The sequence below is a fragment of the Hyphococcus formosus genome (genome assembly GCF_046736345.1).
GTDB lineage: Bacteria > Pseudomonadota > Alphaproteobacteria > Caulobacterales > Parvularculaceae > Hyphococcus > Hyphococcus formosus.
The window spans coordinates 2,244,290-2,260,988 of sequence record NZ_CP157210.1; the positions used below are offsets into that span (position 1 = coordinate 2,244,290).

The window sequence follows — 16,699 nt, forward strand, 5'->3', positions numbered from 1 at the left end:
CTTGCGTAAAAACCATCGGGGCGTCAATAATTTTTTTGCGACGCAATAGATTTTTTTCTTGCGCGCTTCAAAGGCTACCGATAGCGCGGAGTTATGAGTTCAAATCTGAAATCCCCAAAAGAAGCCACGCCGTTTGATTGGGTTTTATTAACCCTGATCGTCGCCTTTGGCGGCTCTGCCTTTGTGATGATCCGGAGTGCTCTTGAAACGATACCGCCGCCGATCGTTGCTGCAGGGCGCATTTGGGTGGGTGCGGCGCTGCTTTATATTTTGATGCGCGCAGCGGGTCGGCGATTGCCGCCATTTTTTTCGCGGGCTCATGGCCATTGGCATATTCGGCGAAGTTGGCGCTGGATGATTGCGGTCGGTGCCGTCGGCAATGTGATTCCGTTTTTCATCTTTCCCTGGGCGCAGCAATATGTCGAAAGCGGCCTTGCGGGCATTTACATGGCGTTCATGCCGATCTGGACGGTTGCACTCGCCTATTTCTTTGCCGGTGAAAATCTAAGCGGCCGAAAAATCATAGGTTTTGGATTGGGTTTTCTGGGCGTCATCATATTGATGGGGCCGGAAGTGATCTCTGGTGCGCTCTCCTCTGACTTCAGGGCGCAACTCGCATTACTTTTGGCAACGCTTCTTTATGCGGCGTCAGCGGTTTTATCACGGCGTGCGCCACCCATTCGGCCCCGGATATTTGCCGCCGGCATGATGATCGTCGCGGCGGTCATGGCGACGCCTGCTTTTTTCCTTGTTAATCTTGATGCGGATCAATGGTCGCTGACAAGCATATTGAGCGTTGTTGGCCTTGGAGTTTTTCCGACGGGTCTTAATGGCGTTATCATTATCATGCTAATCCGGCGCGCAGGTGCCGGATTTATGGCGCTCAGCAATTACATAACACCGGTCTGGGCCGTTGCGATGGGCGCGCTGATTTATCACGAACGCCTTGATCTCTCGGCGATTGTTGCACTGACAATCATCCTGATTGGCGTCGCCATCAGCCAGCGCAGCCCCTTTGACCGCAAATCGAAAAACGACACTGCGCTTGCCGGCGAAATCGCCGGCGAGATTAAGCCGATGGTCGAAAAAACCACCCCTGCTGAGACCGATCAAACAAAAAGCTGACCGGTTTGCATGTGAACGGCTTTGCCGCCGATTTTGACCGATTGAACGGCCCCTTTATCGACTTGGACCGTTGCAAAAATCTGGCTCGGACGACCCATCTCGAAGCCTTGTTCAATCAATAATGTCTGCTCACCTTCTTTAAGGGCACCTGCGCGTATGAGCTGACCGGGGAATCCGGCTGCCGCTGCACCGGTTGCCGGGTCTTCCATAATCCCCGCGCCCGGCGCGAACATGCGAACGTGATAGCTCGCGTCTTTGGCGTCGCCACCTTCCGCATAAAGATAAACACCGACTGTTTCATCAAGCGCGAGCGCATCCCACGCCGCCGAATCAACTTTAGCGTTTTTCACATTTTCTAACGTTGCCCGAACATAGATAAAGTTCACGCCCGCGCCCACTTTTCGGGGTTGATGGTCGCCCATGTCGATAGAGCCCGCAGGCAAAGAAAGTGCGGCTTCGATCAATTCTGTCTTTGGCGCAGCCCCGGTTTCTGCGGGAAGGTTCGGGTTGATAAAAGCCGCATCACCGCGATCTTCATCCGCAGAAACATGCACCGAAAACAACCCGGCATTTAACTCAAGGCGAATGTCACCGGAAAGCCCTCTGGCGCGGGCTATGGCAATCGACGAGCCAATGGTTGGATGGCCCGCAAATGGCATTTCATAGCCCGGCGTAAAAATCCGCAGGCGCGCGGTATGCGCCGGGTCCTTTGGCGGCAGGACGAAGGCTGTCTCGGCCAGATTAAACTCGCGGGTAATCGTTTGCATTTGTTCGGTTGATAATTCTTCAGCATCCATCACAACCGCAAGCTGGTTCCCCGCGAATTTGCGGTCCGTGAAAACATCCCATGTTTCGAAATTGTAAATGCTCATGGCATTGCTCCTTCGTTGATTGGCCGCATATCGGTCGGGGTGGTGAGGCTTACAAACGAATTATTGTAAAGACCTCTATAGCGATGCTTTTAATCCTTGAGCGGATGGCAATGATTGAGCGGCCCGTGGCCAGCGCCAAAACCGGGCGCGGTTGCAATTGCCGTTTGCACATATTCGATTGCCCGCTCTACCGCCTCTGTCAAGGACAATGACTGCGCTATTCCCGTTGCGATCGCAGACGCAAGCGTACAGCCGGTCCCGTGGGTTGAGGTCGTTTCGATGCGTGGCGACGTAAAGGACTTCACGTCATCGTTACTAATCAACAAATCTTCGACGGTCGGACCGCTTAAATGACCACCTTTTACGAGCGCCGATGTCGCGCCCTTCTCAATAAGTCGTTTTCCCGCGGCCAATGCGCTGTCATGATCCGTGACATTGATACCGACCAGCGCCGAGGCTTCATCCGTATTCGGCGTAACGAGATAACTTAGCGGCAATAGTCGGTCTCGGATAAACGACGCCACATCACCGATTGAGAGCGCATCGCCACTGGTCGCCACAAGAACAGGATCGAGAATGACCGGTATCTCGGCATTCTCTTTGAGCGCTGTTTCAATCACTTTGGCGGTTTCGATGTCACCAATCATGCCGATCTTGATGACATCAGCGCCAATATCACCAATCACTGCGTCAATTTGGTCTTTGATCACCTGCGGCGGCACAGGGTGTACGCCGCTGACACCAAGGGTGTTTTGTACGGTCAAAGCGGTAATCGCCGTCATCGCATAGCCGCCAAGGGCCGTTACCGCTTTTATATCGGCCTGAATACCGGCCCCGCCCGACGGATCAGACCCGGCAATAATTAGTACACGGCCTTTCACAAAGTCCCTCTTTTCTGTGCTGCGGCAATTAATCGCCTTTTTCTTTTCAAACAAACGCCGACTTTAATCAATATCAGACCCATAGCTCGGGGCGAAAGGGGTGAGACATGCAAGGGAACAACCTTATCTGGATCGGGCTTTTTTGTTGCCTGACCGCGCTCGCAATTCAGGTCTTTCCGGAAGCCGCATTTAATATCGGGGTCGATCTTGGTGCCTCTTGGCTGGTTTTTGGTTTCGGGATCTTCCTGATTTTGGTGGGTGCGCTCATCACGACTGGACGACGCGGCCCGCGCTAGCGGTCTATTGACATTCGGGCATCGCACGCCATATGAACGCGCCAAGGGTCGAGGCCCCTGCCGCTCGCGAGCGAAAGCTTTGGTGAAGTCCTCTTTATTTCTGGTCAGCCCGCTTTGTTGCGGCATGCGGACCGATGGTAATGCGAGCCCCGTCAGATTTATCCGCATGGCATAAGCAATTGAGGCTAACCATGACTGATACTTTGCCGCCTGTTGGCGGCCTTAAACAACAAGCAAAACGTCTTCGCGCCAGTCTGGCGCAAGATGGTGATTTTATTTCTCACAGCGAAAGTCTTGAACTGATTGCGAAGCAATATGGCTTTCGTGATTGGAACACGATCCATGCGGCCGCAGGAAACAGCCCGCCGCCCGATGCTATGGCATTGGGGAACAGGGTCAGTGGCCAGTATCTGGGTCAGGCGTTTTCCGGTGAGATCATTGCGATCAGGTCTTTGGGATCAGATTACAAGCGCGTGACCATTCATTTCGATGAACCGGTCGACGTGGTGACGTTCGATAGCTTTTCTGCTTTCCGGCAGCGTGTTTCTGCGCGCGTCAATAAATATGGCGTTAGCGCTGAAAAAACGTCGGACGGAAAACCCCAGATGGAAATCGATCTGATTTAACGGGCGAGCAATTGCGCATCGCGTAATTCAACTGGCCTGCCATCTTCACTGACAAGACCAACCTTGAGCGCGGGAGCATTAGGCTTTCCGCGCTCATAAATGCCCGCATTCGACGCATCGCGGGCCGCATGTTTTTCGCCCCATTGCATAAGCGCCATCAACGGCATTGCGAGGTCAACGCCTTTTGTCGTTAAAACATATTGATGCCGGGTGCGCTGACCGGCTTCTTTATAGGGCCGGCGCCGCATGACGCCGTCATCCACAAGGCTTTTCAATCGTTTTGACAAAACGGTCCGCGGCAGACCAAGCGACGAATGCAGTTCGTCAAACCGGGTAACCCCGTAAAGAGCCGAACGAATAATCAACAATGACCAACGATCCCCCACAATATCGACCGCCGCCGCCAGGCTGCATTGATCGAGGGGCGGCGCACCGCGCTTCACCGTGTTGTCGTCAGGTCCATCTGCATAAGCCATAGCGAATCAGTAGGGTGATTTGGCCCTTTGGCGCAATCGGCCTGATTCGCAAATTCCAACTCACATTTTCTTGTTTGAAAACCGGTGTCTGACCGCTTTTTGGCCAGAATTCGCAACATTCCTGCCCCATTCGGGCGGCATATTGCGGGCATGGGCATCCAGCTGGGGCAAGCACGGAGAACCAGAATGAACAAGTTTTTAAAAACGATAGGCATCGCGGCAATTGGCATGGCGACCCTGGGCGTAACCACCGCAATGGCGGCCCGCCCCGATCACTGCCGCCACGACCATGATCACCGCAGCCATGCGGCGAACTATTATAACTATTACGCGGCAGACCGTTATTACCGCGCTGGCCCTTATCAAAAATCCGGATTGAGCATTTCTGTTCGCTTGGGCGATGATCGCTATCACGACCGGCGATATGATCGCAGATATGACCGCGGTTATAATTATAATCGCCGCGATCGCCGGATCGTAAATCGCGAGGTGTTTGACACGCGTTATAATGCGCGGATCGTTCTGACCGAACAGGTCGTCCGTTCACGTCATGGTCGTCAGCTCATCTGCACGGTTGATGCACGCGGTCGTCAAGCCCACCGCGTTCCGCACAAGCGCCTAAGAAAAGTCGCTCGCCGGAACTGTTCAAAACGGGCACAAATTCGCATTCTCGCTTAACACTTAACTCGTTGCGACGAGTGCGCGACCGCCGACATGCGTATCTTGTCGGCGGTTTTTTATGCGACTTTTTCGAGGGCCGAACAAATATCGTCAACCGCCTGGGTGACCGCTTTATCGTCCACACCCTCGCCCATCACACGGATCAATGGTTCGGTGCCGGATTTGCGAATGACCAAGCGGCCATCCTTACCAAGACGATCTTCGCCGGCCTTGATCGCCTTTTTCACGTCTTCATGATCCAGCGGATTGCCGCCATTAAAGCGAACATTGCGGAGCAATTGCGGGAACGGTTCAAAGCTGTGGCAAATGTCACTGACCTTGCCGCCCTTTGCGGCCAAAACGGCCAAGACCTGAAGCGCAGTAACAAGCCCATCACCGGTTGTGCCATAGTCGCTCAAGATCACATGGCCTGATGGTTCGCCGCCGATATTCATGCCAATGGCGCGCATTTCCTCGACCACATAACGATCACCGACTTTCGTCCGCGCGAGCTTTAGCCCTTGTCCTTCGAGGAATTTTTCAAGCCCCAAATTCGACATGACCGTCGATACAATACCGTCGCCTTTTAGCTTGCCGCGCGATTTCCAGTCGGTCGCGATCATAGCCAACAATTGATCGCCATCGACCATCTGGCCTTTCTCGTCACAGATCAAAACCCGATCCGCATCGCCATCGAGCGCAATCCCGATATCCGCGCGATATTCGAGCACCGCCTGTTGCATTTTCTTCGGCGCAGTCGAGCCAACATTTTGATTAATATTCGTGCCATTCGGCTCAACGCCAATTGATTTAACCTCGGCACCAAGCTCCCACAAAACCGTCGGGGCAACTTTATATCCGGCACCATTCGCGCAATCGATGACAATCCGAATGCCCTCTAGCGAATGACGGCGCGGGAAGGTCGCCTTGGCAAATTCGATATAGCGCGCGCCCGCATCATCTATGCGTTTGACGCGGCCCAGATCTGGCGATTGTGCGCGGCCAACATCGGGGCCTTCTTTCATCAATCGTTCGATCTCTAATTCCGTTTCGTCAGATAGTTTAAACCCATCGGGGCCGAAGAATTTCACGCCATTATCATAATACGGATTATGTGAGGCAGAAATCATAACGCCCAAATCTGCGCGCAGTGACCGTGTCAGCATTGCCATGGCAGGGGTCGGTAGTGGCCCCAATAGAAACACATCCATTCCGGCAGCCGCAAAGCCAGCGGTTAATGCAGGCTCAATCATATAGCCCGAGAGACGGGTGTCTTTGCCGATCACGACGCGATGGCGATGGGCACCATTTTTGAAAACACGACCAACCGCCATTCCGAGCCGCAGAATATTGTCAGGCGTCATCGCACCTGCATTGGCAAGCCCCCGTACACCGTCGGTACCGAAAATCTCTCTTTTACCGGTCATTTGATCATCGCCCCGCATGGGCTGCTCTCTCCTGATTGAATTTGATTGACTGTAACACGTCAATTTATCCAATGCCTTAACGCCACAAATGCGGATTTTCTATGGCGTCAGCAATATTTAGCGCCTGCCGGGTTTCGGCGACGTCATGTACGCGGAAAATTGAACACCCTTGCGCGAAACCGGTCAACACAGCCGCCAGTGCCCCGCCAAGCCGCTGATCTGGCGGGCTGTCCCCATCAATGGCGCTGATAAAGCGCTTGCGGGAAGCCCCCAAAAGCACCGGACGACCAATCTGGGTTAACCGATCAAGATTGGCCAATAACAAAAGATTATGCTCGGTAGTTTTGCCAAAACCGATTCCAGGATCAACGATCAGCCTGTTTTCGAGTATCCCGGCATTCACACAACAAGCAACGCGGCGGGAGAGATATTCAAAAACCCCCTCAACCACATCGTCATATTTGGGTTTTTCCTGCATGGTTTTCGGATCGCCCTGCGCATGCATCAAGACAATATCGCAGCCCAATGACTTTGCGGTTGTGATGCTATCGGGCGAAAACTCAAGCGCCGTAACATCGTTCCAGATTGTCGCGCCGGCCTCAACGGCGGCGACCGCAACTTCCGGCTTTCGGGTATCGATCGAAATAGGAATATCAGTCTGTGTGCGAAGTTCTTTAATGATCGGCAAGACCCGCGCAATCTCCTCATCCACGGGCACCTCATCGGCACCGGGGCGGGTCGATTCGCCACCCACATCGAGGATCGTTGCGCCTTCGGCCGCAAGGCGAAGACCATGCGCGATTGCTGTTTCAGGGTCAAAAAAACGACCCCCGTCAGAAAATGAATCGGGGGTCGCATTGATGATCCCCATTATATCGGGGCGTTTATTCATATTCGGCATGCTCGTCTTTGCGGGCGATTAGGCTGGGGTTGGCTCCATTCCGCCGGCACCATCGTCATTTTTCTTGCCGCCGGAAGGTGCACCGGTCGTAGGAACAGATGCAGACGGCGTATGATCCTTAGGGTCTAGCGGATCTTCGCGAACGATCTCGTCACCGTCGAGCAGCTTTTGGATTTCTTCACCGGTCAGTGTTTCAAATTCCAAAAGCGCCTGAGAGATTTTCTCCCAATCTTCGCGGCGATCGGTCAGAACTTTTTTCGCTAGATCGTGGCCTTCGGTCACGAAGCGATGAATCTCGTCTTCGATCATCTTGGCTGTGTCGGTCGAAATCGACTTCGTGCGGCCAATGCTCTGTCCAAGGAACACCTCGCCTTCATCTTCGGCATAAGCGATCGGACCAAGCTTTTCTGAAAGGCCATACTGCGTAACCATGGCGCGGGCGATTTTCGTCGCCATCTCAATATCGGAGGACGCACCCGAGGTCACTTTTTCGCGGCCGAATTTCAATTCTTCCGCAACACGGCCACCCATCGCCATCGCGATACGGGCGGTCATCTGTTGCAGCGTCATCGAATAACGATCACGCTCCGGCAGGGATTGCACCATACCAAGCGCGCGACCCCGCGGGATGATCGTCGCTTTATGGACCGGATCATTGCCGGGTACGGAAAGCGCAACCAGCGCGTGCCCTGCCTCGTGATAGGCAGTCAGCATTTTCTCTTCTTCGGTCATGACCATGGACCGACGCTCAGCGCCCATCATGACCTTGTCTTTGGCGTCATCGAATTCTTTGGACGTAACGAAACGCTTGCCGCGTCGCGCCGCCAACAGCGCCGCTTCGTTGACAAGGTTCGCCAAATCCGCACCGGAGAAACCCGGCGTACCGCGCGCAAATGTCCGCAAGTTTACATCGGGTGCCAACGGCACTTTCTTCGCGTGGACCGAAAGAATTTTCTCACGGCCAATAACATCCGGGTTCGGAACAACGACCTGACGGTCGAAACGACCAGGGCGCAGAAGCGCCGGATCAAGAACGTCCGGGCGGTTCGTCGCGGCCACAAGGATAATACCTTCGTTCGATTCGAAGCCGTCCATCTCGACCAGCAATTGGTTCAAGGTCTGTTCGCGCTCGTCATTGCCGCCACCAAGGCCGGCACCACGATGGCGACCAACCGCATCAATCTCGTCGATAAAGATGATGCATGGCGCGTTCTTTTTAGCCTGTTCAAACATATCGCGGACGCGGCTCGCACCGACACCAACGAACATTTCAACAAAGTCTGAACCCGAGATGGTGAAGAACGGCACATTGGCTTCACCAGCGATAGCGCGGGCGAGCAATGTCTTACCGGTTCCAGGAGGGCCAACAAGCAGCGCACCTTTTGGAATTTTACCGCCAAGGCGCTGGAACTTCATTGGGTCTTTCAAATATTCGACGATTTCCTCAAGCTCTTCTTTCGCTTCATCGATGCCGGCGACATCTTCGAAGGTCACGCGGCCTTGACGCTCGGTCAAAAGTTTGGCGCGCGATTTACCAAAGCCCATGGCTTTGCCGCCCGCGCCTTGCATCTGGCGCATGATGAAGAGGAAGAAAGCGAGGAAAATCAGAAGTGGCAGAATATTGATCAAGAGAGAAAGAAGAAGCGGAAGCTCCTCTTCCTTCTGGATTTTGGTCGATACGCCCGCATTGTCGAGCCGCTCAGCGATGGCAGTCTGACCATCTTCGGGGATCGTGGTTACGTAATCGACGCCATCAGTCAGTTGCCCCGTGACCTGGCCACGAGCGACATCGGCATTTCGGACTTCACCGGTTTCAATGCGCTCGACGAACTCAGAATAGCTCAGCTCCTGCGGTTGCGGGCCGGGCGTCGAAAATTCGAACAACTGCAACGCCACAATAAAAAGGACAATGACAAGGCCCCAGATCAGGAGATTACGGTTCATTCGATCGTTCCTTACAGCCCGTCACCCAGATCGGTATTGGGCAGTTTAATTCGTAATTTTGCGGCGCAATTGATTATACGCCGGTTCAAGTCCAGTAGTTTAGTAGATAGGCGTTAAGAAATGCCAGCGCTATCCGATTCGTGACATTTCTACGAAAATCTAACAATTTCCGACACATATCGTTCCGGTGTCAGCGACCGCAAAACAGCCGCTTCCGTCTGATTAAATAGGAGGGCCGGCGCGCCAATCAATATGCCGTCTGCATATATACCAGGTAGCGTCGCCAAAGCTTCTTTTGGCCCCTCAAAAAACCCGGAACCAGCGGCCAATTGCGCGATGTCATTTTCTGTTAACGGTCCGATTTCGCCAGAAAATCCGGCCTGTGGCGTAATGATAAAGCGGTTATCCCACAAAATCGGCTGATCGAGCGGGACCCGGCCAAGAGGGGGAATATCGGCGCGACCGGTAATCGCCGCTGGTTCCCGGATAATCCAGAGCATGTCTTTTCGCATTTTCAGCAATGCACCGCCCAGTGTCGCCGTCCCGGTGGCAGTGACCTGAGAATAGGCCGAACGGGCCTGATCTTGATTTGGGTAGTGAACAGCGCCCCCCACCGAATAGATGAGCCGCCGCAATAGCCCCGTCATCACATCAAGGTCGGTTTTCGGGTCCAGATTAAGCGATACGCCGCCCCAGCGATAGAACTTCCCGTCTTGTGCTTCAAATGCCGCTTCTTCCTGCGCACAGTGACGCCTATGCGCCCTGCCCATCTCTTCTGCAGTTTTGGCCAGCGCCGCTGCGGTCAGAAGGTTTTGCTCCTCCAGCGCCCCGATCACCGCGCGCACACGCACGCGCTCATAGGTGGGATCGTCATTAGACGGATCATCGACATAATCCTGCCCGGCTTCGTCGAGAAACCGGGTAATGTCCATCCGGCGAAAGCCCAGCAAGGGCCGTAACAATCGAATCGGTTCTCCCGCACCGGCGGCGACCCATGTTTCTTCCTTCATGGCGGATAAGCCGCGCGGACCCGCACCGCGGCCAAGCCGCATGAAAACAGTTTCTGCCTGATCGTCTAAACTATGGGCCGTTATAATTGCCTCGCAGCCGTCGCTTTGCGCGGCTTCAATCAAGAGCCGATAACGCGCTGATCGCGCGGCCGCCTGAATGCCCGTTTTTGGTTTTTCGCCTGCCCAACGCAAAAGCCGATGCGAAAGGCCAATCGCCGCACACCATTGCGATACTTTTGCGGCCTCTTTGGCGGCCTCGGGCCGCAACCCATGATCGACCGTAAGCGCAAGAACCTCTGCTCCAGTGGCTTTGGCATAACCAGCCGCGAGCCGCGCGAGCGCGATAGAATCGCGCCCACCGGAAACAGCGATAGCAAATTTTTTCGGCAGGTCGAGCGCTTTTGCCCGTTCGTCAAAAGCGCTCTGGGAAATCGGCTTATTTGCAGTCAATGCGCGCCATTTCCAGATCCGTACGCTGAACGACCGCGCTCGGTGCGTTCGGATGTTTTGACTTCATGGTTTTGAAGACAGTGCAGGCTTCACTCGTTTTATCGAGACGCGCAAACGCCGTGCCGAGTTTGAGATAAGCTTCCGCTGCACGGCTGTTATTCGGATAGTTGCGAATATGCGCAATAAAGGCATCGGCCGCTGCCGCATTCTCGCCGAGCGCAAGATGAATCTCACCCAAACGGAATTGCGCATCCGGGGTGCGCTGATGATTTGGGAAAGCCTCAAGATAAAGACTGAACGCAGCCTTGGCGCGTTGATAGTCCCCGGCGAGCAAGAAACCCGACGCATAATCAAACGCCGCATTCGGGTCGATCGGTAAAGAAACATCGCCGCCGCCGACGGTTCCCGTTTGGTCAACGGTCGTCTCACGCGCAATCTGATCGCCAATCGGGTCATCACTCGACATCGCGGCACCGGATGCACCGCCCATCAGATCAACCGGTCCATCGCCGGCAACGGGAGCATCACCAAACTCGCTAGCCGTGCCGCCAGACAAAGCCGCGGTAACGGCATCAAGCCGCTGGTTGGCTTGTTCAAGTTTATAGGTCAATTCTTCAATACGGCCGGTCAGCTGCTGGTTACGGCTCTCCAGTTCAGAGATCCGAACCATCATCGCGCTTTGATTGGCGATTGCCTGTTCCGCCTGTTGCATCCGCGCTTGAAGATCACGGACATCATCCTTCGTGCCGCCAAGCGCCGGTCCGGCCAAAGCCATTGCGCCGATAAGCGCGATCATACCTGATTTAATGCGCATGGTGCTCTCTACCTCTTTTCGTCCAATTCATCTGTGTTCCGGAACCGGCCAATATTACAATAGCTGATATGGGAACCATATGGCGTTCCGGTCAATTATGGCATGAAACTTTGTCGAAAAAACGCCGCTTTACCCAAATGACCAAAAGAAAAGGCGCGCCACCGATAATATCAGCGACGCGCCCTGTTCCGTTACAACAACGGGGAAGCTTAAGAAGCTACGCCAGTAATCGTTGTTGTTGAATTACGGTTGACCGACCATGCGTCCTCGGTTGAACGCGTATCAATCGGACGCTCTTTACCGTAAGAAACTGTCGTAATGCGTGAGCCATCAACACCGAGGCTGACGAGATATGCTTTTGCAGATTCAGCACGGCGAGCACCAAGCGCGAGGTTGTATTCGCGTGTGCCGCGTTCGTCGCAGTTGCCTGCGATCATGATGCGTGTCTGCGGATATTCTTTCAACCAAGCGGCTTGCTTAGCGAGTGTCGCCTGAGCCTGTGGAGAAAGCGTGTACTGGTCATAGGCGAAGAAGACGCGATGACCGGCAGAATTCTCTAGGTCTGCCTGTGAACCCGGCACTGGCCCCGTAGGTGCGCTAGACGCAGATGTGTCCTGACCCGTTGTATCAACAACACCAACGTCATTAGTGCTAGCGCAGGCGGAAAGAAGCGCAAGAGAAGCGATCACCCCCGCAGATTTAAAAAAGTTCGTCATATTTATTTGCTCCACTTCCCAGTCCGTTTTGACCTGGGCTCCTGAACCGGCCTGGCGAGCGCGCGCCCCCGCCCCGTAGCCTAATATTTTACAACACCCCATACGCGCAGATGAGCGCATAGTCGCGACGGTAGTCTTATAGTCCCCATCTTACAATTCTGTGTCAGTTAAATCCTAAAATTTAACCAACGCGCGAATCGTAGCGATACACGGGCTCGCAATCAAGAACGACTGTTCCGGTGAGAAAATGAAATTTCGTTTATCCTCGACCAGAATTTTCGTCCTTAAAAGAGTAACTTAGGGCAATAATGGAGACCACGCAGGGTCCGAAGCATCACCCGGGGTGCGAATTCGACGAAGATTTCTTCCCGTTAAATCCACTGACCATAACGAAGATTCAGCACCAGTTCCGTCGCGACGCGGCTGTGATTGACGATAAAACAGCAAAACTCGTCCGTTAGGAGACCATGTTGGTCCTTCATCAAGGTAACTCTCTGTTAACAAACGCTCGCCGGTTCCATCCGGGCGAATCACCCCGATGTAAAACCGTCCGCCATACATTCGGGTGAACGCGATCAAATCGCCGCGCGGGCTCCAGACCGGTGTCTGATAACGCCCCTCACCAAAGGTGATCCGCTTTTGGCCCGTGCCATCGGCATTCATCACATAGATCTGTTGTGTGCCGCCACGGTCCGATGTGAACGCGATCCGGCGACCATCCGGCGACATGGTCGGCGAGGTGTCGATCGATGAATCATCGGTTAGACGGGTTAGACGCCGGGTCGACAAATCCATTTTAAAGACATCTGAATTCCCGCCCCGCTCCATCGACATTAGAACCTGTCGACCATCCGGTGAAAAACGTGGCGCGAAGGTCATGCCGCGAAATGTACCAAGCTGTTCCTGCTCGCCGGTTTCAATATTGAACAGATAGACCTGACCCGGACGATTATCGAACAGCGCCATATAGGTGATCTGTTGCTGGGTCGGCGAGAAACGTGGCGTAAGAACCTGATAGCCGAGTCCATCGGTCAGCGGGATCGGGTTGGCACCATCCTGATCCATGATCATCAGGCGCTTCACGCGCTTGTCTTTAGGGCCGGTTTCATGAACGAAAACCAGACGCGTATCGAAATAGCCCTCTTCGCCGGTCAGGGTTTTGTAAACAAAATCAGCGACTTTGTGCGCTGCGCGCCGCCAATTATCGGCCGGGGTCTTAAACGCCACCGCGCCTAATTGCTCATCGCCATAAACGTCCCACACGCGGGTTGAAACCTGAATGCGGCCATCGGGCAATTCCTGCACCTCGCCGACAATCAAAACCTGTGCGTTGATAATCCGCCAATCCGCAAAGCGCGGGCGCGCATTCACGCTTTCCGGTTTTTCGATATAGGCCCGCTGATCGATAACCTGAAACAGACCGGACCGATCAAGGTCAGCCATGATCACGCCAGTGATGTCGCGACCCAATGCAGCCGTTTGATCATCCGCACCCAGAAAATTTGGCGCGGCGACCGGCATCGGATCAACATTCCCTTGGGTGATGTCGATGGTTACCCGCGCAAAAGCGGACTGGCCAAATGCGGCGACCATAAATGTCAGGAGAATCGTCAGAATTTTTCTCATATCGCTACTCTCTTTCAGGCCCCCTGAAATTAGGTTTTGTTTTATCGTCCGACCATCAGGCTCGGATCGAAATTAAATCGGAACTCTTTCCATGTCTCATACCGCTCTTGCGGCAGGAAATCATAAGGCGCGCATTTTACAACCGCGCTTGCGGCTTCTCGCCGGGCGACGCGCCAGAACTGATTGCCAGACAGGTTAATTTGCAAATCATTTACAACGCGCGGTTGTGACGCCAATGTGCCGTCGCGGTTCAATTCAAAATCAATAACGACCAATAGCTTTTCCGGTTCCGGTGCGCCAATAATCGTGCTCGCATTCCAACACCGCGCAATCGCCGCCCGCATTTTTGCTTCGTCACTCGCCGTCAGGCGGTCGCCAGCGCCGATGGCTGCGCGCGCGCGCTCCGCTGTCTCAGTCGTCTGTGACGGTGCCGACGGCTTTGGTTTGTTCTCGTTCTGGCGCTCTTTGTCGATAAGTTGCGACAGCGCATCGAGATCAAGCTCATCATTCTTTGGTTTCGGTTTTACCGACGGTGCCTTTTTCGGCTCCGGTTTCGGCGCTGGCTCTGGTTCCGGTTCCGTAATCGGCTCAGGTTCGGGCTCGGGTTGCTCAACCACCGGCGCGGGCTCCGGTTCCGCCTCTGCCACGGGCTGGGGCGCTTCTTCGATCGGCTGCGGTTCCTCGACAACCGGTTCGGGAATATCGGGTTCCGGTTCGGGCTCCTCTTCCGGCTCCGGCGCAGCAGCGGGAACACTGGTTTTCAGGTCGAGTTCAGCCTCGCGGATCAAATCCAAGGGGATATATTGTTCCGGCGCAACGTCCGGCAAATCGATAAAAGACGGCGCAATAAACCCCGCACCAACAAGGGCGAGGTGAAACAGAATTGATGCGAAAACGCCAAAACGCATGAAACCACTGGCCTTCGTTACAAACCGTTTGCTTGGATCATTCTGCTTCCGACTCGGTCACGAGCCCGATACGGCGGAAACCGGCCGCATTAATTCGTCCCATCACCCGAACAACATCCCCATACGCACGGTTTTCATCGCCGCGAATAAAGATACGCTGGTCGTAACCTGCGGTCGCAACCGCTTCGAGATGCGGAACAAGGTTTTCATATTCCACTGCGGTTTCCTGCACATAGATGGTGCCATCCGCCGACACGGTAACGGTCAATGGTTCGCCGCTTTCCTGAATCGGATTGGCCGCAGTTTCCGGCAAGTCCACAGCAACCCCAACCGTCAGCAATGGTGCCGCAACCATAAACACGATCAACAACACCAGCATCACATCGACCAATGGCGTGACGTTAATCTCCGCCATTGGCTGGGTGCGGCCGGGCCGATGACGCCCGCCACCCGTGTTCAGTTTCACAGCCATTAACGCGACCTCTCGTCAAGCTGACGCGATAGGATCGCCGAGAACTCATCCGCAAATCCCTGAAGCCGCACCGCATAAGAATTAAGCGCCGCTGAATACCGGTTATAACCAACAACTGCCGGGATCGCCGCGAGCAGACCCAAGGCCGTCGCGAACAATGCTTCCGCAATACCCGGCGCAACAACCGCGAGGTTGGTGTCTTTGGTTAGCGCAATCGCTTGGAACGCATTCATGATCCCCCAGACGGTGCCGAGCAGACCAACAAATGGTGCCGCAGAACCAACCGTCGCAAGAACACCCAGATTGCTTTCCGCCTTTTCAAGCTCGCGCGAGACCGTGACATTGAGCATCTTGTCGATGCGGTCACGGGCGCTGATCGCCAGCGTGTCGGACCGGCCAGCATTCTTCGCCTGGCTCCACTCTTCCATGGCGGCGGCGAAAACCCGCGCCATCGGGTGATCCTGACGATCACCAATCTTGCGATAAAGCTCGTCGAGCGGCTTACCGGACCAGAATTGATCTTCGAATTTGTTGGATTTCGATTTGATTCTGCTGAAGGTCAGCGACTTGTCGATAATCACCGCCCACGACCAGATTGACGCAATGACAAGAATAGCCATCACGGTTTTCACGATCGGGTCGGCACGCAGGAACAAACTCCAGAGGCTAAAATCGCCCCCCAATGCGGCTGCTGCGACTTCTGTTTCCATTGTCTCACATATCCCATGATACCGCCCCGAATAGGGCGGAACAAAAAACCAAACTTTGCCGCCTGCCGCCTGCGAAAACACAGAAAACGGCACAAACGACCCTTATGCGCGCTATCACCCCGCGCGGGGCTCGACTATCGTTAACACTGAACGGGCCTTCGTATAATCCCCTTATGGCTGGAAATTGGGCAATTCAGAGGCTTTAGGAAGCCCTCTTATGGGTGCTTTCCAAAGTTTAATCCCGGTTAATAAAAGGTTTACGACCAAAAACGCAGATTTTGACGAGCCGTAATTTTTTTACCCGGGCCGGCGGTCAACGCCAAAACTTTCGATAAATTCTTTCGGCAATCGCCGCGCACGGCCATCAAGTGACATACATGCCGCTTCGACATCAGCGGTCGCGAGCATTTGATCATCGCGCCAAATTTCCTGCCGCAAATTCATTCGTGCGCCCTTCGCACTGACAAACCATGTCCGCACCTCAAGCAGATCATCTATCCGCGCAGGCGTGATCCATTCTGTGGTCATCTTGCGCACGGCAAAAGCCAAGGGCTCGTCTCGTTTGAGCATCTCGGAATGATGAACCCCGCAAGTACGCAACGATTCAGTCCGGCCACGTTCAAAAAATTTGAGATAAGCCGCATGATAAACGACACCGGAAAAATCGGTGTCTTCGTAATAGATGCGAATGGGTAAAGTATAATACGTCTGTTCAGTCATCTGGTCTCATTAACACATTTCGCCGCGAGATGTGTTGTTGTTCACGGCTCTTTCATCGATTAGGG

General features: G+C 54.2%; 18 protein-coding genes. 4 read left to right on the forward strand and 14 right to left on the reverse strand.

From position 1 onward, the window contains the following. Positions 1-93 precede the first annotated feature (93 nt). Positions 94-1,125: a DMT family transporter gene (locus ABFZ83_RS10285; RefSeq protein ID WP_411816461.1), complete on the forward strand. Its 1,032-nt coding sequence runs from the start codon at positions 94-96 to the stop codon at positions 1,123-1,125. On the opposite strand, the gene ABFZ83_RS10290 is transcribed toward ABFZ83_RS10285, so the two are convergent. Next, complete coding sequence (locus ABFZ83_RS10290; RefSeq protein WP_411816462.1) at positions 1,110-1,997, reverse strand: PhzF family phenazine biosynthesis protein; 888 nt, start codon at positions 1,995-1,997, stop codon at positions 1,110-1,112. The genes ABFZ83_RS10285 and ABFZ83_RS10290 overlap by 16 nt on opposite strands. Before the next feature lie 89 nt (positions 1,998-2,086). Beyond that, positions 2,087-2,878, reverse strand: coding sequence for a bifunctional hydroxymethylpyrimidine kinase/phosphomethylpyrimidine kinase (gene thiD, locus ABFZ83_RS10295; RefSeq protein ID WP_411816463.1), 792 nt, complete (start codon positions 2,876-2,878; stop codon positions 2,087-2,089). Positions 2,879-2,985: 107 nt separating this feature from the next. Between thiD and ABFZ83_RS10300 the strand changes: the two genes are divergently transcribed. Both ABFZ83_RS10300 and ABFZ83_RS10305 read left to right on the forward strand, forming a co-directional pair. After that, complete coding sequence (locus ABFZ83_RS10300; RefSeq protein WP_411816464.1) at positions 2,986-3,174, forward strand: hypothetical protein; 189 nt, start codon at positions 2,986-2,988, stop codon at positions 3,172-3,174. Positions 3,175-3,365: 191 nt separating this feature from the next. Next, positions 3,366-3,800 carry a glyoxalase superfamily protein gene (locus ABFZ83_RS10305; protein ID WP_411816465.1) on the forward strand — a complete coding sequence of 145 codons (435 nt, stop codon included), beginning with the start codon at positions 3,366-3,368 and terminating at the stop codon, positions 3,798-3,800. Here the strand turns inward: ABFZ83_RS10305 and ABFZ83_RS10310 are convergent. Continuing rightward, complete coding sequence (locus ABFZ83_RS10310; RefSeq protein ID WP_411816466.1) at positions 3,797-4,276, reverse strand: winged helix-turn-helix transcriptional regulator; 480 nt, start codon at positions 4,274-4,276, stop codon at positions 3,797-3,799. The genes ABFZ83_RS10305 and ABFZ83_RS10310 overlap by 4 nt on opposite strands. A gap of 186 nt (positions 4,277-4,462) precedes the next feature. Between ABFZ83_RS10310 and ABFZ83_RS10315 the strand changes: the two genes are divergently transcribed. Then, positions 4,463-4,954: a hypothetical protein gene (locus tag ABFZ83_RS10315; RefSeq protein WP_411816467.1), complete on the forward strand. Its 492-nt coding sequence runs from the start codon at positions 4,463-4,465 to the stop codon at positions 4,952-4,954. A gap of 59 nt (positions 4,955-5,013) precedes the next feature. Here ABFZ83_RS10315 and glmM read toward each other — a convergent pair whose 3' ends face one another. From glmM to ybgC, 11 genes are all read right to left on the reverse strand, one after another. Then, positions 5,014-6,363, reverse strand: coding sequence for a phosphoglucosamine mutase (glmM, locus tag ABFZ83_RS10320; RefSeq protein WP_411816468.1), 1,350 nt, complete (start codon positions 6,361-6,363; stop codon positions 5,014-5,016). A 76-nt stretch (positions 6,364-6,439) separates the two neighbouring features. Then, positions 6,440-7,264 carry a dihydropteroate synthase gene (folP, locus tag ABFZ83_RS10325; RefSeq protein ID WP_411816469.1) on the reverse strand — a complete coding sequence of 275 codons (825 nt, stop codon included), beginning with the start codon at positions 7,262-7,264 and terminating at the stop codon, positions 6,440-6,442. A gap of 18 nt (positions 7,265-7,282) precedes the next feature. Next, positions 7,283-9,208 (reverse strand): ATP-dependent zinc metalloprotease FtsH, encoded by a 1,926-nt coding sequence (gene ftsH, locus ABFZ83_RS10330; protein ID WP_411816470.1) that lies wholly within the window; start codon positions 9,206-9,208, stop codon positions 7,283-7,285. A 149-nt stretch (positions 9,209-9,357) separates the two neighbouring features. Then, positions 9,358-10,668, reverse strand: a complete 1,311-nt coding sequence (gene tilS, locus ABFZ83_RS10335) for a tRNA lysidine(34) synthetase TilS (RefSeq protein ID WP_411816471.1) — start codon at positions 10,666-10,668, stop codon at positions 9,358-9,360. Then, on the reverse strand, positions 10,655-11,482 hold the full coding sequence (gene ybgF / locus ABFZ83_RS10340; protein ID WP_411816472.1) for a tol-pal system protein YbgF: 828 nt from the start codon (positions 11,480-11,482) through the stop codon (positions 10,655-10,657). The genes tilS and ybgF overlap by 14 nt, the downstream gene beginning before the upstream one ends. Positions 11,483-11,691: 209 nt before the next feature. Beyond that, a complete protein-coding gene (gene pal, locus ABFZ83_RS10345; protein ID WP_411816473.1) occupies positions 11,692-12,198 on the reverse strand; it encodes a peptidoglycan-associated lipoprotein Pal in 507 nt (168 codons plus the stop codon). A 297-nt stretch (positions 12,199-12,495) separates the two neighbouring features. After that, a complete protein-coding gene (gene tolB / locus ABFZ83_RS10350; RefSeq protein ID WP_411816474.1) occupies positions 12,496-13,824 on the reverse strand; it encodes a Tol-Pal system beta propeller repeat protein TolB in 1,329 nt (442 codons plus the stop codon). 41 nt (positions 13,825-13,865) lie between these two features. Beyond that, complete coding sequence (locus tag ABFZ83_RS10355) at positions 13,866-14,732, reverse strand: hypothetical protein (RefSeq protein WP_411816475.1); 867 nt, start codon at positions 14,730-14,732, stop codon at positions 13,866-13,868. Positions 14,733-14,769: 37 nt separating this feature from the next. Then, entirely contained in the window at positions 14,770-15,204 is a 435-nt protein-coding gene (gene tolR / locus ABFZ83_RS10360) for a protein TolR (protein WP_411816476.1), read from the reverse strand. After that, positions 15,204-15,914 carry a protein TolQ gene (gene tolQ / locus ABFZ83_RS10365; protein ID WP_411816477.1) on the reverse strand — a complete coding sequence of 237 codons (711 nt, stop codon included), beginning with the start codon at positions 15,912-15,914 and terminating at the stop codon, positions 15,204-15,206. Before tolQ ends, tolR begins: the two co-directional genes overlap by 1 nt. 297 nt (positions 15,915-16,211) lie before the next feature. After that, positions 16,212-16,634 (reverse strand): tol-pal system-associated acyl-CoA thioesterase, encoded by a 423-nt coding sequence (ybgC, locus tag ABFZ83_RS10370; RefSeq protein ID WP_411816478.1) that lies wholly within the window; start codon positions 16,632-16,634, stop codon positions 16,212-16,214. Positions 16,635-16,699: the final 65 nt, after the last annotated feature.